General features: G+C 33.8%; 17 protein-coding genes. 3 read left to right on the top strand and 14 right to left on the bottom strand.

Annotation, left to right across the window (positions count from 1 at the left end):
- Positions 1-3: 3 nt before the first annotated feature.
- A complete protein-coding gene (locus ACFFIT_RS03330) occupies positions 4-1,176 on the bottom strand; it encodes an efflux RND transporter periplasmic adaptor subunit (RefSeq protein ID WP_385876225.1) in 1,173 nt (390 codons plus the stop codon).
- Positions 1,177-2,185: 1,009 nt separating this feature from the next.
- Here ACFFIT_RS03330 and argA point away from each other — a divergent pair.
- Both argA and ACFFIT_RS03320 read left to right on the top strand, forming a co-directional pair.
- Positions 2,186-3,565 (top strand): amino-acid N-acetyltransferase, encoded by a 1,380-nt coding sequence (gene argA, locus ACFFIT_RS03325; RefSeq protein ID WP_385876255.1) that lies wholly within the window; start codon positions 2,186-2,188, stop codon positions 3,563-3,565.
- A 101-nt stretch (positions 3,566-3,666) separates the two neighbouring features.
- Positions 3,667-4,494, top strand: a complete 828-nt coding sequence (locus tag ACFFIT_RS03320; RefSeq protein WP_385876224.1) for an inositol monophosphatase family protein — start codon at positions 3,667-3,669, stop codon at positions 4,492-4,494.
- Positions 4,495-4,631: 137 nt separating this feature from the next.
- On the opposite strand, the gene ACFFIT_RS03315 is transcribed toward ACFFIT_RS03320, so the two are convergent.
- From ACFFIT_RS03315 to ACFFIT_RS03285, 7 genes are all read right to left on the bottom strand, one after another.
- On the bottom strand, positions 4,632-4,976 hold the full coding sequence (locus ACFFIT_RS03315; protein ID WP_385876223.1) for a zinc ribbon domain-containing protein YjdM: 345 nt from the start codon (positions 4,974-4,976) through the stop codon (positions 4,632-4,634).
- Between the two features lie 160 nt (positions 4,977-5,136).
- A complete protein-coding gene (pncB, locus tag ACFFIT_RS03310; RefSeq protein ID WP_385876222.1) occupies positions 5,137-6,345 on the bottom strand; it encodes a nicotinate phosphoribosyltransferase in 1,209 nt (402 codons plus the stop codon).
- 108 nt (positions 6,346-6,453) lie between these two features.
- A complete protein-coding gene (locus ACFFIT_RS03305; protein WP_385876221.1) occupies positions 6,454-7,143 on the bottom strand; it encodes an ABC transporter ATP-binding protein in 690 nt (229 codons plus the stop codon).
- Positions 7,144-7,176: 33 nt separating this feature from the next.
- Positions 7,177-8,064 carry an ABC transporter ATP-binding protein gene (locus tag ACFFIT_RS03300; protein WP_385876220.1) on the bottom strand — a complete coding sequence of 296 codons (888 nt, stop codon included), beginning with the start codon at positions 8,062-8,064 and terminating at the stop codon, positions 7,177-7,179.
- Between the two features lie 12 nt (positions 8,065-8,076).
- Positions 8,077-8,895, bottom strand: a complete 819-nt coding sequence (locus ACFFIT_RS03295) for an ABC transporter permease (RefSeq protein ID WP_385876219.1) — start codon at positions 8,893-8,895, stop codon at positions 8,077-8,079.
- A 14-nt stretch (positions 8,896-8,909) separates the two neighbouring features.
- Positions 8,910-9,929, bottom strand: a complete 1,020-nt coding sequence (locus tag ACFFIT_RS03290; RefSeq protein WP_385876218.1) for an ABC transporter permease — start codon at positions 9,927-9,929, stop codon at positions 8,910-8,912.
- A 50-nt stretch (positions 9,930-9,979) separates the two neighbouring features.
- Positions 9,980-11,569 (bottom strand): ABC transporter substrate-binding protein, encoded by a 1,590-nt coding sequence (locus ACFFIT_RS03285; RefSeq protein ID WP_385876254.1) that lies wholly within the window; start codon positions 11,567-11,569, stop codon positions 9,980-9,982.
- Between the two features lie 299 nt (positions 11,570-11,868).
- Between ACFFIT_RS03285 and pepN the strand changes: the two genes are divergently transcribed.
- Positions 11,869-14,754: an aminopeptidase N gene (pepN, locus tag ACFFIT_RS03280; protein WP_446697444.1), complete on the top strand. Its 2,886-nt coding sequence runs from the start codon at positions 11,869-11,871 to the stop codon at positions 14,752-14,754.
- Between the two features lie 210 nt (positions 14,755-14,964).
- Here the strand turns inward: pepN and bepA are convergent, their stop codons facing one another.
- The 6 genes from bepA to ACFFIT_RS03250 all read right to left on the bottom strand — a co-directional run bounded on the left by bepA (position 14,965) and on the right by ACFFIT_RS03250 (position 21,492).
- Positions 14,965-16,428 carry a beta-barrel assembly-enhancing protease gene (bepA, locus tag ACFFIT_RS03275; protein WP_385876217.1) on the bottom strand — a complete coding sequence of 488 codons (1,464 nt, stop codon included), beginning with the start codon at positions 16,426-16,428 and terminating at the stop codon, positions 14,965-14,967.
- 47 nt (positions 16,429-16,475) lie between these two features.
- Complete coding sequence (locus tag ACFFIT_RS03270) at positions 16,476-17,273, bottom strand: ABC transporter ATP-binding protein (protein WP_385876216.1); 798 nt, start codon at positions 17,271-17,273, stop codon at positions 16,476-16,478.
- 4 nt (positions 17,274-17,277) lie between these two features.
- Positions 17,278-18,216 carry an ABC transporter permease gene (locus ACFFIT_RS03265; protein ID WP_385876215.1) on the bottom strand — a complete coding sequence of 313 codons (939 nt, stop codon included), beginning with the start codon at positions 18,214-18,216 and terminating at the stop codon, positions 17,278-17,280.
- Between the two features lie 714 nt (positions 18,217-18,930).
- Positions 18,931-19,599 (bottom strand): DNA mismatch repair endonuclease MutH, encoded by a 669-nt coding sequence (gene mutH / locus ACFFIT_RS03260; protein WP_385876252.1) that lies wholly within the window; start codon positions 19,597-19,599, stop codon positions 18,931-18,933.
- A gap of 26 nt (positions 19,600-19,625) precedes the next feature.
- Positions 19,626-20,216, bottom strand: a complete 591-nt coding sequence (locus tag ACFFIT_RS03255; RefSeq protein ID WP_385876214.1) for a LemA family protein — start codon at positions 20,214-20,216, stop codon at positions 19,626-19,628.
- Between the two features lie 139 nt (positions 20,217-20,355).
- Positions 20,356-21,492 (bottom strand): TPM domain-containing protein, encoded by a 1,137-nt coding sequence (locus tag ACFFIT_RS03250; RefSeq protein ID WP_385876213.1) that lies wholly within the window; start codon positions 21,490-21,492, stop codon positions 20,356-20,358.
- Between the last annotated feature and the right edge of the window lie 615 nt (positions 21,493-22,107).

The raw sequence follows: 22,107 nt of genomic DNA, 5'->3' as shown, positions 1-22,107 counted from the left end.
CCTTTAGTTCAGTAAATCAGTATTTTTTGTAGCTGAGTTAACAGGTTGAGGAGTGATTAAATCGCCTTCATTCACTAATGACCCCGCTCTAAGTAATATTTTAGATTTTGTTAAATCATATTGATTACTATTTAATTCATCAGATAAAAGAGATTTATCCAGTTCGATGATAGTTTGTGTATCTTGTCTTAATATTTCTTTTACATAAATTTTTTCAACGCGATTTTTATTATTTACAGTCCAAAGATATTGCCCTTTTTCATCTAAAAGAATAGATGTAGTTGGAGCGATAATGCCTTTTTGTTCTGCTAAGTTAATGCGAGCTGTACCAAACAAACCAATAGGATGAAATTGAGACTCATCAAATGAAATATAAATATTTGCTGTTCTTGATGTATTGTTAATGAGTGGCTCAATTCGTCTAATTTTTCCTTTAAGTAAAGAATTATGGCCACTTAGAGACAGGCTAACTTCTTGATTGATTGCAAAACGTGTTAATTGATTTTCAGGAATATTTGCTACAAATTCCGTTTCTTGGTTAACAGCGACTGTGAACATTGCTTCATTTAGGCTTGTAAGCGTGCCAATATCTTTATTTCTAGCAATAACTATTCCATCCACAGGTGATGTCAATTGAGCCTTTGAAAGCATAAGTTTTGCATCATCTAAACGGGCTTTTGCTGATTTGAGTGCAATTTGTTTACTAGAAAGTTCTTCTTGACTTATTCCACCATTAATTCCTAGGCGACTTTTTCGATTGTATTCATCGAGTGCTTTATCGTAATCACTTTGTGCTTGTTCTTTTTGATAGATAAGTGACTGATTGTCTAAATGAGCGAGAATATCTCCTTTAGAAATTTTATCACCTACATCCACTTCAATAGATAAAATTCGTACTGAATTAATTTCAGGCGAAAGTTGTGCTAATTGTTTTGCTCTAACTTCACCGATAAATTCATAACTAGGTGTGATAGAGCCTTCTAGAAGGGAAGATACAGAAACTTTTATTGGCGGCGGTAATGGGGATTCGTCTTGTGGGCGATTATCTAGATATCTAAAGATCATAAAAATAATAAGGAGAAGAATAGCCATTACCCCGGACCATGAAATAATTCTGTATGTGAGACTTTTGGGTTTAGTCATTGGCAAGGTTTTTTGGGGGGATTTTTGGTGCATGATGAGAAAACATCCTTTAGTAGTGTAAGTAATTTTTTGTCATATTTGTCATAAATGTTTAATATTATAAACCATTATTGCATATTATACTCTTCTTAAGTTTGATTTAATAATTACAATTGCATTAAATAGTTTTTAAAGAGACTTTTTAGCCAGCTTAGCGGATAACTTAGTAAAAAGCCTTTAAACCCTCGCTCAATAGAGCAAGGATATAATGACGCTAACTTTGTGAATCTTATGGTTGCAGATATGATTTAAGCTTTTCCATTATTACATTTTTAGCACTACAAGCAATGATAGGATCGTGACTAGAGTAGACCAAAATTACACTTTTTGCGTAAATGTACATTTAAAAGATGTACAAGATGGCTACTAGTTGATTTCAGATTATTCACTATGATATTTACTGAGCGTTTCAGCGGATAAAGCAAGCTATATGACCCTAGCTGGCTTTTGCATCCATTTCTAAGATGTCAAACGGTCATAGGAAAGCGCTAAGCGCCATTAACAGAACAGGTTATTACGGAGGTGATCAGGTTGGACATTGGCTTATCTCATTACCTTACCACTTCTAATGGCGATAACATACCCACTCCATGCTAAGCCCTAGAAGGCCTGAAGCATGTTGTAAAAAGTCGAACAATGGTTCGCAAGTTTTAAAACAAGCCATTGTTGCGGTCATATGAAGACTAATAATCCCTTGCATAATAGTTGCTGAGTTTTCCCTTTTTGCGATAAAGAACTTGAAAGGACTTCAACGAGACGTCAGTAGTCACTAGAGATTTGTGCTTGAAAAGTGATGTATAAATTGCAGGTAAAAATAAATTCAGGAAATTTAGTTGTTGCTTGCATGAATAAATATGCATAAAATGTGGGTAAATATATTTTTAATGTTGTGTGTTTTAAATGTATCAAGATATATAAAATAAAGATATAAAGTAATCAATTCAATAATTTCTAAGCATAATGACAAAAAATTTCTTAAAGAGGCTTTATTGTGAAAAATAAAATGTATCGTGTAAGAAGTACGGAATTAGTTCAAGGATTTAGACATTCTGTCCCCTATATCAACGCTCATAGAGGGAAAACCTTTGTCGTTATGCTCAGTGGTGAAACCTTGATGAATAAAAATTTTGTGAACATATTAAATGATATAGGTATGCTGCATAGTTTAGGTATTCGATTAGTGATTGTTTATGGTGCAAGACCACAAATTGAAGCTAATATAAAAAAGCAGGGAGATATACCGCACTATCACAAAAATATTCGGATAACAGACAGTAATACCTTAGAAATAGTAAAACAAACAGCTGGAATGTTGCAATTAGACATTACCTCTGAACTATCGATGAGTGTTAATAATACTCCTCTACAAGGTGTTCATATTAACGTAGTGAGTGGAAATTTTGTTATTGCTCAACCGATTGGAGTGGACGAGGGAGTAGATTATCAGCACTCTGGAAAAATCAGGCGAATAGATACCGAGGCGATTAACCATCAATTGAATAATCACGCAATTGTCCTTATTGGCCCTGTGGCGGTTTCAATTACAGGGGAAAGCTTTAACTTAACAGCAGAAGAAGTTGCCACTCAGATTGCGATTAAACTAAATGCGGAAAAATTAATTGGGTTTTCCAATCAGCAAGGAATTAGTGATGAGCATGGACATGTTATTTCAGAGATTTTTCCTGATACGGCACAAAAATATCTTAGCCTACTCTCAGATGAAATAGAGTCATTAAAAACACAGATGGATTCCTTTGAAGAGTTAATGCACAAAGAAAATACGCTAAGATTTCTTAATGCAGCTGTTGCAGCATGTAAAAAGGGGGTGAGGCGTAGCCATCTTATTAGTTTTCATGAAGATGGTTCTTTATTACAAGAATTATTTTCTAGAGATGGTATCGGTACCCAGGTAGTTGAGCAAAGTGCTGAGCAAGTACGTCAAGCAACGATTCATGACATTGGTGGGATCTTAGAATTAATTCGACCGCTTGAAGATCAAGGTATTTTAGTTAGGCGCTCACGAGAACAATTGGAAATTGAAATTGATAAATTTACTGTTGTTGTTCGTGACAATTTAAGCATTGCTTGTGCAGCTCTGTATGGATTTGAAGATGAAAAAATGGGGGAAATGGCTTGTGTTGCAGTTCATCCAGAATATCGTAACTCCTCACGGGGAGATATTCTTCTAGAGCATATAAAAAATAAGGCAAAAAAACTGGGATTAGAGAAAATTTTTGTATTAACAACAAGTAGTATTCACTGGTTTCAAGAGCGGGGTTTTAAGCCAGCTGAAATTGATGATTTACCCTTTGAAAAGAGAAAACTATACAATTACCAGAGGCGTTCAAAAATTCTCATATTTGATTTAAATATTGAGATATAATTATTCATCTTTGCAAAGTGTAAGTATACTAAATAATATTTTTATTGGGCCAAAATTTATTTACTTTCGCTCTTTTAATATTTAAACAAAGGGATAATTTTATGAATAATATTGATATTGAACAAAGAGAAATGTTTCTTGAAAAAGTCATACTAGATGCAGGTAAACTTGCCTTAGAAGGTTTTAATTCATCGTCAGAAAACAGTTTCACTTTAAAAAAAGGACAAGATTTCTTAACAGAAACTGATTCGAAAGTAGAACAATTTATTCGAAATAGTATTCATCAGACATTTCCAGATGATTCAATATTAGGTGAGGAGCTTGGAGAGGATAGCAGTGCTCGCAAAAATGATAATCTTTGGGTTATTGATCCTATTGATGGCACTGCGAATTTCGCAAGAAAAATCCCTCATTTTTGTTGCACCATTTCGTTTGTCTATAAAGGCAATACCGTGCTTGGTGCAATATATAATCCTTGCTCAAATGAATTATACTTTGCGAAAAAAGAGGCATATTGCAAAAAAAATGGTGAATTAATAACAGTCTCAAATATCAGTGATCTTGATGCTGCGACGATAGAGTTTGGTTGGAATCGCAATGTCTCTTTTGCAGATTATTTGTCTACTTATCAGCAACTTCTTGAAAAAGGGTTTAATGTAAGAAGGGGTGGTTCAGGTGCACTAGCTCTCGCATGGGTTGCTGAGGGACGGACAGATGGCTATCTAGAATTGAGTATGAATTCTTGGGACTGTTTAGCAGGACTATTAATGATTCGTGAAGCAGGAGGGGTGACGGGTGACTACCCAAGTTCATTAGAACAAATTTTTTCTCCAAGTGTCGTTGCTGGCACAAATGTACATATGATAACTCATGTAGCTGAAGTATGTATAAAGCCAATCAAACTATTCAATTTAAACTCAAAAAATTAGTCTTGGTAGGGTTTTTACTGTCATCAGTTTTATACAAGTTAGCGGAGAAAATTAGCAGTTGAGAAAGGTGTTATTAACTCCCTTATTCAGCTATCGTCATATGAAATGAAAATAGCTGTCTTTAAAATCAATTGTTTTTAATTGACTTTTTTCACGAACTCAGACTTCAGCATCATTTGACCATGCCCATCAACTTTGCAATCAAGATCATGATCGCTATCTACTAAACGGTAGATTTTAGCTTTAGTACCAATTTTGATGACAGTTGAGCTTCCTTTTACTTTAAGATCTTTAATAAGGGTTACCGTATCACCATCATTTAATTGAGTTCCATTAGAGTCCTTAATGATCAAAACATCTTCATCTGTTTGAGTGCTATTTTCATCCCATTCATAAGCACATTCAGGGCATACGAACATATTGTTGTCTAAATAAGTATATTCTGAACTACATTTTGGGCAATTAGGTAAAGTATCTGACATTATTTATTCCTTTTTACTTAAACATTTAAAAATGTAACTTGAAATTAAGTGTATAGTCTAAGTCTTTAAGCTTAATAAGTAAAGCTAACCATAGATAAGGCCAGGTATTACTCTTTTATTTTGCGCGCTTACTGGGTGAGCATTAATATATTTTATCTATTTATACGTTAATATTAAAAGCATCAGCTAATTTTTTAATATAATTTGTATCGTTACACATAATTTTTCCTGGTTCATCAGAAATTTTAGCCACAGGCTTTCCATTGCAAGTGGTTAATTTAATGACAATATTATGTGGTTTTATTGTGGGTATATTACAAGTTAGTCTTGTGCCTATGCCAAAACTGGTTTGTATTCTACCTAAAAAATGGCGATAAATAGAAAGTGCTTTCGTGAGATCTAAATTATCAGAAAATACCAATTTTTTATTTTGGGCGTTTATGCTTAATTGTTGATAATGAGCAAGTGCTTTTTCTCCCCAAGTAATAGGATCACCAGAATCATGCCTTAATCCCTGGAATTGACTTGCGAAATTAGCATCAAAATCCCTTAAAAATGCATCCATATTGATACAATCAGTAAGCGCAATAGGAAGCTGTGTAGGATAAATTTTAAGCCATTGACTTAATGCAAATTGTTGAGAGGTTTCTAGACTTGGGGCAAGTTGCTGATGCGCTTGAAACCATTCATGAGCTTGTGTGCCCACCGCGTTAAGATTATGTTTAAAAGCGAAGAATAAGTTACTTGTTCCACTGAAAAAATTAGGGCTATTTTCAATCTCAAACTCTTTTAGGGTTTCAATAATGGTATTTTGTACTTCAAAAGAATATCGCCTTCTAGTTCCAAATTCTATCAACTGAAAGTCAGTCAGTGGAATATTTTCTTTAGTGGATTCATCGACTAATTCATTAAGATTATTTATCAACTTGTCTTTAGCGATTAAAATTATATCATTTTGATTGATTGTCTGGACTGCCTTGTGGGCAACCTCGCTTATAATAGCTAGTAGAGGGACTTCCCACAAAATGGCTTCTACCCATTTTCCTGAAATGGTAAGAATTAACTTACCTCCTTGGTTAGCAATTTTTATTTGATTGGGGTTAAATCTAAATGATTTTAACCAAGTCAGATACTCGTCATTAAAAATATTTAGAGAGAGTAAATAATGATATTCTTCTTCATTCAAATGGACATCGGCCAAAAAATTGATTTGCTCAATTATTAAATTAACATATTCACCTAAATTTTCATTATTGCGACAGCGAAATTCAGCGGTGATAACTGTGTCAGGATATAAATGATAAACAGCTTGTTGCATAAATAATTTATAAGCATCTGTATCAATTAGAGATTTAATAATAGGAAACATAAGCGGTTTTTTGGCTCCAAAAAGTTTACTCAATCAAACAAAAGCCTATTATCCACTAAATTAAGCTTGAATACCATCAAGTAAGTAAAAAGTTTTATGTTTATTTAATTATGCCCATAAGTCTAAGTCGCTTCTTTCATGAATTTTGATTATTTTTCCTAATTCCATTTCAATGGCGTAATCACACATATGAGCGATAACATCTCTGTCATGACTGACCAAAAGATAGCTCATATTCAGATGAGCTTTTAATCTATTTAGTAAATTAAGAATGCTTGCTTGAACAGGCATATCTAGAGCTGACGTGGGTTCATCAAGCAGGACTAGTTTTGGTTCTAATAGAATGGCTCTTGCAATTGCTATACGTTGCCTTTGTCCTCCTGACAGTTGATGAGGGTAGTATGCTAATAATTTAGAGGGTAGTTCAATAATGTCTAAGAGAGATTGTATTTTTTCTTCTAAATTTTTCTTATTAATACCTTGCACTTTTAGGGGTTCTGTGAGAATAAAATTAATAGTATGGTTAGGATGAAGGGAGCTATAAGGATCTTGAAAAACCATTTGGATATGATGAATGTGTTGACCAAGCGTTGGTTTATAGAGATTATTTTCGAAAAAAAACTGGCCTGAATAGTTTTTATAGAGTCCAGCTATTACTCTTAAAAGTGAGGATTTACCGCAACCTGAAGGGCCAAAAAGACCTACTGTTTGTCCTTTATTTATGGTGAAATTTATGTCGTGTACCTTTGGTTGATCATCATAAAAAATATTAATGGATTGGGCGCTTAAAATCGGCATAATGTCTTTGTATTCCTATTTTTTTATCTATTTTTAAAGTGTATCCAAAGAGGTGGGAAGTGATTTTTGGTAAGTTTGACTGCTAGGTTTACAAGCCCAAAGGAGTTTAGTGTAGTGATTTTGACTTTTTACTAGTAGGTTTGCATCCCCACTATCGACAATAGAGCCAGATTTCATTATATATATTCTATCAGCATATTTTTTTACTGAAGGAAGATCGTGACTGATAAGTAATAAGCCGATATCATTTTTTTTGCATCGGTTAACAATGAGTTCTAATATCTGGTATTTTAAATCATAATCTAGCGCTGAAGTTGGCTCATCTGCAATAATCAATTGTGGCTTATTTAATAGGGCCAAAGCTATCATAAATCGCTGTCCCATTCCTCCAGACAATTTATGTGGTTTTACATGTAATATTTCATGTGATAACCCAATGTCATCTAGTAGCTGATAATAGTAAAGAAGTTTATTTTTTCCTGTAAGAGAACCTAAATAAGCATAATCAAGTTGTGTTAATAAATTTAAACTGGGATTTAATGCATATTTAGGTTCTTGCATTATCATCGATATTGTTTTTCCTCTTAACTGACTAATTACATTCTCTTGAAGTAAATTCACAGCATGATCTTCAGGAGAGCTAAAATATTCAATTTGTCCATTATAAACACTAAGTGCTGGATTGAGAATTCCAATTAGTACTTTAGCTAAAGTCGATTTCCCAGAACCTGATTCACCAATGAGACAAACAATTTCTTTGCCAATATTCATTGAAACATTATCGAGGATAAGTGAGGAAGAATGACTACTCTTATAAGTAGATTTAATACGATTGATACCAATAGAAAGGTTAGAAATAGAAACAAGATTAAAAGTATTTAGTTTGTTATCTTTAACATCATTATTAATTCGGTTTTCCATAAAAAATTATTCCTATTGGGTTACAAATCGACTATCGATACGGTCTCTTAAAGACTCTCCAATAAGCACGCATAGCAGACTGGTGAGGATGATAAATAGACTTGGAAACATAACTACCCACCAATGGGATGTTAAGAATTCAGCATTTTCAGCTACCATCCCTCCCCAATCAACATTAGGTGGTTTAACTCCTAGTCCCAAATAACTTAAACCCGCGCAAGTGATTAAAATAGCTGCTAAATCAATAGCTAATTTCACGAATATTTGCGGTAGGCAAAGAGGAAGTAAATGAATCCAAAAAATTCTATGGGCTGAAATACCCAACATTTTACTGGCTAAAATAAAATCACTTTGTGAAATATTTTTTATAAGTGTGTTAGCTAGTCTAGCGTAGGAAGGCCAACTAGTCAGCACAAGGGCGATAATAACATTGAAAACACCATTACCTAATATTGCGACAAAAGCGAAAGCAATTAATAATCTCGGCAGAGCCATTACTATATCCGTGAATCGCATTAACAATCGACCAACCCAAGATGTTGATTGTCCACTATAGACACCAATCACTACACCGATGAACACAGTAAAAATACCTACGGTGAAGAGTATGATTACCGTCGGCCTTAATCCAAAAATTATTCTAGATAAAATATCACGCCCAAAACCATCAGTGCCTAGCCAATGGGTTAAATTAGGGGCACTTAATCTGGCTGATGCATCCTGTTTTAGAGGATCGAAAGGTGCTACCCACGGAGCAAAAAAGGCTATAAGTATTAATAAACCTAGCAAAGAAAGATACACATAAAGTGGATTTAAAGGGATATATTTCATAAGTTATAAAGTCATCATTTAGAGTTCGCTGTTAATTTTTCAGTTGTCATATTTATCGCAATAAAGCAGCCACCAATAATTAGGGTCCCGCCAATAATCGCATTATGATTACTAGCCAAGAAAGCCTCTTTAAGGTAGCGTCCCATTCCTGGCCATGAAAAAACGACTTCTGTTAGGACTGCTCCTTCCAATAAATGAGTAAAATGTAATGCGATGATTATAATGAGTGAATTTTTTATATTTGGCATAATGTGCCTAAATAAAATTTGCCAATTCGTATTTCCTGTCACTTTAGCGAGTACAACATACTCTTTGGATAATTCTTCTAGGGCAGCACTTCTTGTCATACGACAAACTGTACATAAGGTAAAATAACTTAGCAATGAAACAGGAAGGGTAAGATGAAGTATAGCATCCATAAAAGCGCCTTCAACAGGACTTCTGAGACCATCAATTAAACTGATATGAGTCCATCTAAAATCAGTGGGAAACTGATATTCAATTGACATGGACCATTTACCACCAATAGGAAGCCAATCTAGATGAGCATAGAAAAGCGTGATAAATATCACACCTAGTAAAAATGCTGGCATAGCGATACCAGGTAAAATGAAAAGACGAATTAAATTATCTACAAAATTATTTGCTTGACGAGCGCTTAGCAATCCTAAACCTATTCCGATTAGAGAACCGATTATTACGGAGAGAATTGTGATTTCTAAAGTTGCTGGAAAAACTTCAAGAAGTTCTGTTAATACTGGTTTTTGGCTGGTATTTGAAATCCCGAAATCTCCAGAGAGAATCTGAGTTAAATAATTATAAAATTGAACAACCAACGGCTTATCCAAGCCTAATTCTGTTTTGACTTGATTATACGTTTCCTCACTGGCCTTATCACCAACAATTTTGATGATCGGATCAATGGGAGATGCCTGTTGTAGGGCAAAAGTAAAAGCAAGCAAACCTAGTAAGGTGAGACATAAAATTCCCAGTTGCCAAAAGGATTTTTTAATCAAATTTAATAAGCTTAGCATGCTTTACTACCTTTATATTAAAGCGTTAAAAGAGATTAGTTACTATATAACTATTCTTTCAATATTTTATCGTAATAGACCATATCTGCATTCAGGCCTTGATAATAACCTTTCACGGATGGATTGATGGCAACACTGTTATTGGCTTGGATAAAAAATAAGAATGGGGAGTTATTTCTAACTTCATTTTGAATTTCTCTATATAAGTTGTTTCTCAATGAATTATCAGATGTTTGGACCGCTTGAGCAGTTTTTTTGCTTAGCTCAGGTATTATCCATCCGTTGGTTTTAGCAGTGCTTGAAACATTTTCATCATAATATGCAAATGTACTGGCATTAGAATGTGCATCGAAATAATCAGGAATCCAGAAGCGAATTGCCGCTTCGTGCTCTTTATTTCGTATTTTTGCATACAATTGATTGGTTGCAGCAGGTAATAATTCTAAGTCAATGCCACCTTCCTTAAAACTAGCCTGCAGGGCTTGTCCAATTTGTAAAAAAGGTGGTCTATTTTCTACATCTAATTTGATGCGTATATTTTCGAGATTAGCAGCCTTTAAGATCTCTTTTGCTTTTTCTGGATCGAATTTGAAAGGTAATTCATTAGAAGCAAAAGGAAATCCATTCGGTAAAAATGATTGATGAGCTTCATATTGTCCATTTAATAATGTTTTTGTTAACCCTTCATAATCAATAAGATATCTGCTTGCTTCCCAAAGTGCGGGATCATTAAGTACAGGATTTTGACTATTGCCCGCATTAAAAGCGATATAATTCAATTCTGCAGAAGGAAATTGTAATATGGTTGCACTTTTAGTTCGTTCAATTTCAGCATACTGATCTGTAGATAGATTACGGGCAATATCAGCATCTTTTTTTTCTAGTAGAAGCTTTCTAGCTGTTGCATCGGGTACATTTTTAATGATGATGGTTTTTAATGTAGGTTCATTTTTAGATATCAATGGACTATTTTCAAAAACGATGGCACTTTGTGGATTGTAAGATTTTAGAATGAAAGGACCACTTCCAGCTGCATTAGCATTTAGCCATTCATTACCATAATCATTTCCTTTCGCATTTTGACTGACTATTTTACTATCAACTATTGATGCAATAGGGGAGGTAAGCACGGATAAAACCACGGGTGCACCTATGTCTGATTCCCAATGCAATTTAACGGTTTTATCATCTATTTTAGTGAATTGTCTATCGATATTATCTGGAGTATAGCCCAATACTCCTAAAATAAAAGCCGGTGCCTTGTTGAGTTTAACTGCACGTGTCAAAGAATAAATTACATCATCAGCTGTGATAGGATTATTGGACGCAAAATTCGCATTTTCATCCAAATAAAATGTAATTGTTTTATTTTGTGGATCTACATCGTATTTTTTTGCTAAGTCTAATTCTAGTTCATTTGGATTTTCTCGACTTGCATTAACTAATTTTTGATAGAGGCTAGGTAGTGTTTGAATACTAGATAATTCGAAGCTCTGAGCAGGATCGATACTGATAATATCATCTAACGGTTGAACAATAATCAGCGTATCTTTGGGTGTGTTGGCATATGCAAAATTGAAAGTGAATCCACTTATTATTAATGAGGATAAAATTAGGTTGCGAAAATGTTTAGTTGTAATTTTATTTTTTGACATAAAAACCTCTGGTATATTGTTATGAATTAATCGATTTAATTGATGTTCGAATGACTATAGGAAATTAGGCGAAGAATGTGAAATAACTTAATTTCATCTATTAGAACTAAAATTCATGTTATTGTGCAAAAAAATAAATCAAGTCAGTTAAAGTCACAATAAGAGTAGACAACTCATTTCATCTACAGGTGGGTATGTTACAATAAGCTGACAAAATGGACCTATATTTCATTTAAACGCAGTGCTAAGAGAATGCCTGTTACAATAATACAAACGAATATCAAATGATATATCATAAGATATTCACCAAGAGTTCAGCGAGAAAATTCCAACCAGATAAAAGGTTATCTTATAGTTTCTATCAATTACCTTCTTATCATTTGGATAATTCACTAAAAAGAGAGAGAGTCATGCAATCTAAAGTATCCCAGCCAAAATATAGAAAGGATTACCAAGCGCCTTCTTATTTTATCAATGAAGTTTATTTAACATTTCAATTAGATGCCAATTTAACGCAAGTTTGTTCCTTAATGCGGATAAAAAAAAATACTTCTGCCCCATGCGATTTAGTATTAGATGGTGAGCAAATTCAGTTAATCGAAGTTATTATTAACGATGAGATATTCACAGGATATACAAAAACAGCTGAACAGCTAATTATACCTGCTGAAAAATTATCAACGTTAGGGGATGAGTTCGAGTTATCAATTCGTAATCATATTGCCCCTGCTGCAAATACTTCTCTTGAGGGACTTTATCAATCAGGTGATGCTTTATGTACTCAGTGCGAAGCAGAAGGTTTTAGACGGATCACCTATTATTTAGATAGACCAGATGTATTAGCTAAATTTACAACTCGCATAGAAGCCGATAAAACGTTATATCCTTATCTGCTATCTAATGGAAATTTAATTGATTCTGGGCTTTTAAATGAATATCAACATTATGTCGTATGGGAAGATCCCTTTTTAAAACCAGCTTATCTGTTTGCTTTAGTTGCAGGAGATTTTGATCTGCTTGAAGATAAATTTTTGACCCGAAGTGGTAGGAGTATTGATCTTCAACTTTTTGTAGATAAAGGAAATTTGGATAAAGCTGATTTTGCGATGCAATCCCTTAAAGCCTCAATGAAATGGGATGAAACACGTTTCTCATTAGAGTATGATCTAGATATTTATATGATAGTTGCTGTTGATTTCTTTAATATGGGAGCTATGGAAAATAAAGGATTAAATATATTTAATTCTAAATTTGTTCTGGCCAAAAGAGATACGGCAACAGATATAGATTATCAAAATATTGAAGCGGTTATCGGGCATGAATACTTTCATAATTGGACAGGAAATCGTGTCACCTGCCGTGATTGGTTTCAACTCAGTTTAAAAGAAGGCCTGACTGTCTTTCGTGATCAAGAATTTAGTGCTGATATGGGCAATAGATCGCTTAAAAGGATTAATGATGTAAGACTTCTTCGTACTGTGCAATTTGCGGAAGATGCAGGTCCTATGGCTCATCCAATAAGACCAGATAAAGTGCTGGAGATGAATAATTTTTATACTGTTACAGTTTATGAAAAAGGTGCTGAAATCATCAGGATGCTCCATACTTTACTTGGAGAAGCATTATTCCAAGAAGGGATGAAAATTTATATAGCTAGGCATGATGGCCAAGCGGTAACATGCGTTGATTTTTTAAATGCAATGCAACAAGCATTAATAAATGCTGGACGTAAATTAGATTTGTCTCAATTCGAATTATGGTATAGCCAAGCAGGTACTCCAGAAGTGAATGTAGTTGACTCATTTGATGAAAATTCTGGTGTTTATCAAATGACAATCACTCAACACATTCCTGATACGAATGATCAAATCAATAAGCAACCAATGATGATCCCTCTAGTAATTGATTTTTATGATGAAAAAGGAGAGCAGATTGCTATAAACCCAAAAGGAGCAACACAAGAATCTTATATATCTCAAAGTAAATTATTACTTGTAACGCAAAAAAGTCAGGTATTTACATTCACTGGATTAAATACCAAACCCACTGTAACTTTTTTGAGGGATTTTAGTGCACCGATTAAGCTTCATTACGCCTATACCCATTCACAGCTGTTGATGTTAATGCAAAATGCCGTTAATGCATTTGAGAGATGGGATGCAGGACAGAAGATTTTTTCAACGATTATTAAAGATGCCTTGAGAAGTGCAGAGCAGGGCAAACCGTACGTAATCCCTGAATCTTTAATCACTATTTTTAAAGGCGTGCTTCTGGATGTAAACCTTGATGTAGGATTAGCAACCGAATTATTAACTCTACCTACAGTAAGTGAAGTAATACAATGGTTTGATGTGGCTAATCCGTTGCTCATAGATAAAACTCTACTCTCAATACAAAGTCAGTTAGGATTTGCATTAGAAGATGAATTTTTGGCACTATTCCATCGGTACCGACTAGAAAATTATCAAATAAATGCAAAAGATGCAGCGCAGCGTGGATTTGTCAATCTATCACTAAGATATATAGCATATGGTGTGGTACTTGATTCTGAAATTAAAGCACATTTAAACTACTATCATCAAATTAAAGACTGTACGATGGGAGAGGATGACGACTCAATTAATCAACTTTCTCTTACTATCATAGATAATTTAGTAAAACTGCATTTTAATAAAGATAATATGACAGATAGAATAGCGGCACTTAATATAGCAGTGCAATGTCAACTTCCTTGTCGAAAAGAACTTTTAGATACTTTTGAACATATGTATTTTGAAGAAAGTTTAGCAATGGATAAATGGCTATCAGCTCAAGCATTATCAAGAGATAAGAATGTATTGACTCAAGTAAGAGCATTAATGAATCATCAAGCATTTTCAATGCAAAATCCTAATCGCATCAGAGCATTAGTTGGAGTATTTAGTCAGTATAATCACCAAGGATTTCATGCAAATGATGGAGAGGGATATCAGTTTTTAGTTGAAGTTTTAACTACACTAAATACTACAAATCCACAAGTGGCTTCAAGGTTGATTGAGCCTTTATTACATTTCAAGCGTTTTGGCGGGGAACAATCATTTTTGATGAAAAATGCTTTAGAAGCGTTGGCAAAATTAGATAATTTATCTAAAGATTTACAAGAAAAAATCTCTAGTGCATTATTAATTTAGATATTATTATCTGTGACACCAGTAAAAATGTGTCACAGATAGATAATTGTAGTCTAAATATCAAACATGAATGTAAGTAGTAAGAAAACAATTTAAATTATAGTCTTATTTCTTTGTTAGAACTTAAGTAAAGAATACTCGAGTTCTTTGATATGAGGTTTAAAGTAGTATTTTTCTGCTGGTGTTGAAATAATAGCATTACTTTACTGCTTATCTAAATTTTTTAAATCTGGATTCTAGAGCTATTAACTGATTAATTCTTGCTTGAGCCCTTGCTTTATCATTTTTACTTTGCTCATAAGTTAAAGATTGCTTCAACAGTGTGATCGCTCCTGATAAATCACTTCTTAAAGCATAATTTTCAGCTCTTGCCTGCAATTCCAATGAACGATTATGTATTTTAGCTGCACTCTGCGCAAGTAATTGCCAAATATTAGGATCGTCTGGTGTCTGACGGGCTATTTGAAATAATAACTGATTGGCTTTTGCATATTGTTTTTGCGATAAATAGGCGTTAGCCAAATTAATTTGTAAGATATGATTACTCCGCAATGAAGGTGTTTTAAGAAGTGATTCTATTCTAGTAACAGCCCTTTGACTTTCTCCAAGGCCAATATCAATATCTGTCATCGCATCAACAAACCATAAATTTGTAGGTGATGCTTGATACATAGGATTCAAAATATCATAGGCTTTTGCAAATTGATTCTTGTCCATTAATTTAAGGGCTGAACCATAGCTATGGGCATTTTGCGAAGCTACGGAACCTTGTGCTAGTGTATCAAAAGCAGTTTTATTCTGTGGATTATTGCCTGCATAAATAGCGAGTACTTTTGCTTTAGCAAAATAATAATCTTCGGATGAAGGTCTATCTTGTTCAGGTAATTGATAAAGTCTACTTCTAGCATCAGCAAGACGACTGTCGGGTAATGGATGTGTCAATAAAATCTCTGGTGGTTTACTGGTAAACCTAGCATTATCAGCCATTTTTTGCATGAAATTATTCATTCCTCTGGCGTCAAAACCAGCCTTTTGTAGGATGTTTACTCCGATATTATCTGCTTCTCGCTCATTGCTTTGTGTAAAAGTTAATCTTGATTGTTGACTACTGGCCATACTACCAGTCACTGTAGCCATTCCCGCATTAGGATTTGACATACCAATAAGTACGCCTCCTAATACACCAGCCCAAGTCAGGGGAGCTTTTCTTTTTTCATCTTCCATCGCTCTCGCTAAATGGCGCTGGGTAACGTGGACAATTTCATGTGCTACGACTGAAGCCAGTTCATTTTCATCGTTAGTTTCTCTAAATAGAGCTGAGTGCAAAACAATATGTCCACCGAAAAAAGCAAAGGCGTTGATATCATCATTTTTGACTAAATGAAATGTAAAATTTGCATTATTACTGTCTGCATGACTAGCTAGTTTATTACCTAACTGATTAATGTAAGCGGTTAACGTCGGGTCATAAATTAATGGGGTGTTAGCCCTTAGCAAGCGAATATAAAAGTCACCCATCTCATTTTCTTGATCTTGACTGAGCGTGCTAGTCGCAGCAGTACCAATTTCAGGCAGCTGCTGGTTTTGAGAAAAAACGATGAATGGATTAAGTAATAAGCCCATGATACCAAGTGAAAAAGTGATTTTTTTTAGGCTGATGCGATTAATTTTCATTTCAGACTCCTTATATTTCAAAATGTAAAATGGGATGTTTAGAACATTTAATTACTTAATAAAAGACTGTCATCATCAAGTGTTTCACCCCTTACTTTTTCAAACATCTGCAATAAATCATTTACCGTGAGTCCTTTGCGATCCTCTCCGGCTACGTCGAGCACAACTTTGCCTTGATGAAGCATAATCGTTCTATGACCATGATCTAATGCTTGCCTCATACTATGAGTTACCATCATCGTCGTAAGGCCACTTTCATTTACAATACTATCCGTTAAAGCAAGAACGAATGCTGCGGTTTTAGGATCTAGAGCCGCTGTATGTTCATCGAGTAATAAAATTTTAGAGGGGCGCATTGTCGCCATAAGAAGACTTATGGCTTGTCGTTGTCCTCCAGAAAGCAATCCTATTCTATCTGATAATCTATTTTCTAAATTAAGTTCTAAGCGAGAAAGGATTTTTTTAAATTCTTTACGAAGTGTATGGTTACTTGCAGGACTCAATCCTCTGGATTGATTTCTAGCTGATGCAAGTGCAAGATTTTCTTCAATAGTTAATCTTTCACAGGTGCCGGCCATAGGATCTTGGAACACTCTGGCTACTGACTCACTTCTTTGCCAGCTGTTTTTTTTAGTCACATCCTGGCCATCGATTTTAATTGTTCCACTATCTACTTTTTGTTCTCCGGAGATGGCATTTAAGAAAGTGGATTTTCCTGCGCCGTTTGAGCCGATAACAGTTACGAACTGGCCCTGAGGTATGTTTAGTGTTAGACCTCTAAGTGCTTTAGTTTCTATTGGTGTGTTTTTATTAAATGTTAACGTTAAGTTATTCGCGTCTAACATGGGATTATCCTTTAGAAGATTTAAAGAGCAAGGCCAATTTGGACTTAATTTTGAGTTGAGGTAAAACTAAGGCTACAGCAACCAAAAACGCAGTGATAAGACTTAAATCTTGTGCTTGTAATTGCAAAAATTTAGGGAGAAATGATGCATTCAAAGCAAGAGCAACAAAAATACGGTAAACAACCGCACCAACAATCACAGCAAGAGTCGTTATCCATAGTCGTCTTCCAGGCAATAAGTTTTCACCCAGGATTACAGCTGCTAATCCTATAACAATAGTTCCTGTCATTGAATCATTGGCACTTCCGTTACTTTGAACAAAAAGGGCGCCTGCCAAAGCAACAAGGCCATTTGAAATAGCCATGCCTAGAAGCACCGTAATGTTAGTATTTACACCATGTGCGCGAGCCATTTTTGCATTTACACCCGTAGCACGTATGGCTAACCCTAAATTTGACTTGAAAAAATAGTCGATAAGAATTTTAACAATGATAACAACGACTAATAAAAATATAGGCTTAAATAAGAACTCTTTCATTCCAAAAATATTCGCTAACGAAAAAACAGATTCTTGGTTAAGGAGTGGAATATTAGGTCCCCCCATAATTCTTAAATTCACTGAATAGAGAGCTGTCATCACGAGGATACTAGCCAGTAGTGGCAATATATTTAATTTAACATTAAGCCAAGCAGTGACTAGGCCCGCTAAACATCCTGCTACAATTGCCCCTAAACAAGCGGTAAAAGGATTAAACCCTAATACAATCATGACAGCACCCACTGCACCACCTAAGGGAAAGCTACCATCCACTGTTAAATCCGGGAAGTCTAGAATTCGAAAAGAGATAAAAACACCCAACGCAACCAGAGAATAGATTAAACCAATCTCAATTGCGCCTGCAAAACTGAATAGACTTAAGCCTAAAAAATTCAAATCAAACATAATAAACCCATTTAAGCCTTATTTAAGGCGAAATTAAATACTTTTAAAAAGTTGCAACGAGAATGCAAACTTGGAGAATTAAAAATTGATTTTAACGTAAAACTTTAAAAAGATCATCGATAATCATCTAATTTATTTTAAGACTTTCACCGGTTAAAGTAATCGAATTCAAAGGGAACATTTAGCAAAGGTAAAGCCATCTTTTCTTTTTTAAGTGCTACAAAATAGCATATGACTGATTTTTTATACCTGCTAAAAGGAGGAACGTATCAATTATCTAGACGTTTATTTCGGGCTCTCGTGAATTTATTTTTTTTAACCCCGATGAGTACAGTGCAGACTCCATTAGTCAATATTATCTTAAATGAATTACTATTTACATAGACTAGCTGGTTATCTATCTAATTGTGATTTAAACTCCTTTGAATTTTTATAAAACATCAATTAAACAAAGATCCAAGCTCAAATCTTTACCTCATGTATTTTCAAAGTCTTGATTCGATGGGTTTATGTTACTAACATGAGGATGAATATCTCAATAAATTAATACGAGTTTAAAGAAGTATTCACATCAGATGCACAGTTAGGCAAAATCTACAACTTCTCACATATACTAAAGTTACATCAAGTTGCAGGTGCAGATATTTTCCAACTGTTCATTTAGAGGGCCTTCGGTATTACCAACACTGTCACATTGATTTCCATTAGCTATCACTACATTTTATTTTTTTGAAGAATATTTCCAGTAAATCCTGTACGAAGATAAAAACCTAAAGGAAGTGTGTTTATCAATTTGCCAGAACTATCATAAGCATGAGTTCTAGATTTTCTGTTTGCCCCTTTAGGGCGTAATTGCAAAACTTCACCAATAGCGGCATTGATCTTGTCGAATTGTCCAAGCGTAATTAATTCTGTGAGTTCTTCCCAATCTTTTTTTAAAGTGATGCTCTCTTGTAGTGAAGGTTCCCAAAGTATAGGTTTACCAATAAGTCTATCTTTAATAGGAATATCTCTATTCCCCTGAATTGGCATCCACAGTACCCGCTGTAGTTTATTACGAACATGTGATGTATCCCATGTCACACCTACATTACCCGTTAAAGGAGCTAAGGAAACAAATGTAGTCTCCAAAGGAAAATATTTATCATTTACAGGAATGGTTTTAAGTTCAATTTTTAATTCGGTAAAATCCTGTATTGCTTTACTACCAGCATCGGCACCTAGTACATGCTCAATAAAATTACCAATCCATCCTTTATGACGCTTTAAGTCCGCTGGAACACTCAAATTAAATGCATCTGCGACTGTAGAAATTGAATACCCAGAAAGATAGTTAGCTCTGGTTAATAGTTCATTCAATGAATTTGGAACACTAATCACTATATCTCCTTCACAAGACAAAAGTTAATTTATAGTTCAACCTTTGGTACTACCGCAATTTTAGAGTCATTGCTAGGGGGTATTTGGTTTATAGGTTGATAGTCCATATATGAAGCGATAATAATGGCTGGAAACTCTCTTAATTGGGCATTATACTGATTGATTGTTTCAATTTGGCGACTTCTTGCAACTGAAATACGATTTTCTGTGCCTTCTAATTGAACCATTAAATCTTGATACAAAGAACTTGCTTTGAGATCTGGGTATTGCTCTGATATGGCTAATAGTTTTGTAATAGATGAACTTAATTCATTCTGTGCGTTTTGATATTTGATCACTAATTTAGGATCATCTATTTGATCTGCATTTATATTAATTTTCCCTACTGAACTTCTTGCCTTAATTACGTTTTCTAAGACTTCTTTTTCATAGATAGTGTAGCTTTTAACGGTATTAACAAGATTCGGAATTAAATCATAGCGTCTTTGATATTGGTTAAATACTTCTGAAAAACTTGCATTTACCGCTTCGTGTTTTTTTTGAATGCTATTATATTGTTTAATTAAAACAATAGAAAAAATCATTAAAAATAAAATTACAATGGCTAATATTTTTTTCATGTAGTTCCTTTAAATTTAGACTCTTAGTAGGAAAGATCTTAATGTGTTTTAAAATGGATTTATGAGGGCATGTGATTTTTTATAAATACGTTTTATTGTATTAGCCCCATATTGAACACTTTTATTTAATCATTTAATGTTACCAACTTCCTGAAGCACCGCCTCCACGACTAGAGCCTCCACCTCTACTGCCTCTTCCTTTCGAAATACTAGAAGAACTGGAACTCCGCGAAAAGCTGCTTGAATAGCTTCGAAGCAATATCGAATTTTTCGGACTATTCATTGCAATAATCTTGGCATCTTTTATTTGCATTTTAAAAGGTTTCCAAAAAATAGTTAAAATCAAATAAAAAAGTAATAAACTAAACATATTATAAAAAAATGCAAGTGTGAAGCAAAAAAATACATTTTCAAAATTAATTGGATATCCATGAATAAATAAAAAAATAGTTATTAAAATGAAGCAACTTGGTAGCATAACAATAAAAGTAACTTTATAAGGAGGGTAATAAAATTTATATTTTGAATATTCCACTATTCGTTTAATATGTTGAGCCCACGTATCCCTAGATTTTTTGGTTTGAAGGTTATCATAGGTATATATTTCTTTTAATATTGCTGACTGAATTTGATTTGTCTTAAGATAAGTTAATATCGCGAAAACAAAAATCAAGAGGCAAACATGCATTATAATAACAGGAAACTTAGCAAGGTGTTCAAAAGGATTTTCCAAACTATAAACTGTTTGATTATAATCTGTGAATTCATTTGAAATAGATGAAGAATGAAATTTTGGATTAATTATGTGGATTGTTTTTATTACGCCATCCATTATACCATTAAAATATTCTTTCATTTTGAATTTAGGCAAGATAATTCCTCTAATAATTCTACCTGCTTGAACATCTGTAATAATGGCTTCGTAGCCTAAACCGATTTCTATTCTTACTTTTCGGTCATCAACGGCCATAACAATTAAAATACCGTTATTTAATGTTTTAGACCCTATTTTTATAGTATTGAAAACCCTATAAGCGAATTCTTCGATTGTTTCATTTTGTGTTGAATTAACAATGTACACAAAAAATTGTGAGCCATCATTTTGTTGCTTCTCAAATTCTAGCAGGGTAGTGTTTAGAGTTATTTTTTCTGCTTCCGATAATAGATTTGCTTTATCCATTACCCTCTGATTATGCTCAACTTGGACAACTTCTTGGGAGAAGGTAGGAAATGTGATGAAGAAAAAGGATACAAAAGTGATTAAATAAATTTTCATGAAGTATATTCACCTGCACTGGCTATGCTACAAAGTTTAAAAAAGTTTTATCAAGTAGGTGAAGTTACAAAAAAAATATGATTTATAAGCTAATAGGTTATGTAGCTAACATTACAGAGAGTAATAGAGTAATAGAGTAATAGAGTAATATTGTCTATTTTTATATATTTATTGCACTCTTTGGAGTATTCAATTACATGTTCGCAAAATTGATACCAAAATTTGAAGGTTTTGATGATCACTCTAAGCATATAAATTTTTGCATAAATAATTTATCCTAAAAGAGTAGTTTAATCAAAGCTTAATTTTTTAAATATGTGCTTAAATCACTTTTATAGAGTACAAAGTTTTACTCACTAATTGATAAAATCAAGCAAATTATTTAAAACGTTATTTGTGGTTGGCAAAAAGCTGAACTAAACTGAACTTTTTAACGAATAATTGATAATCTTTTAAAAGTTGAATTATTGTTCGTCAAATACATAAATACTATGTTAAAATACATTACCTAACCCATGTTAATCTCTCAAATAAATGAATTATCTTGATTTTACAGCATTGCACGTAGTTATGGTCGCAACAAAAAATCAGGATATAGAGTAATAATTGTTTAAA

This window comes from Thorsellia kenyensis (assembly GCF_042432445.1).
Lineage (GTDB): Bacteria > Pseudomonadota > Gammaproteobacteria > Enterobacterales > Thorselliaceae > Thorsellia > Thorsellia kenyensis.
The sequence above is the reverse complement of the archived record's forward strand: the minus strand, read 5'-3'. Positions and strand labels throughout refer to the sequence as shown.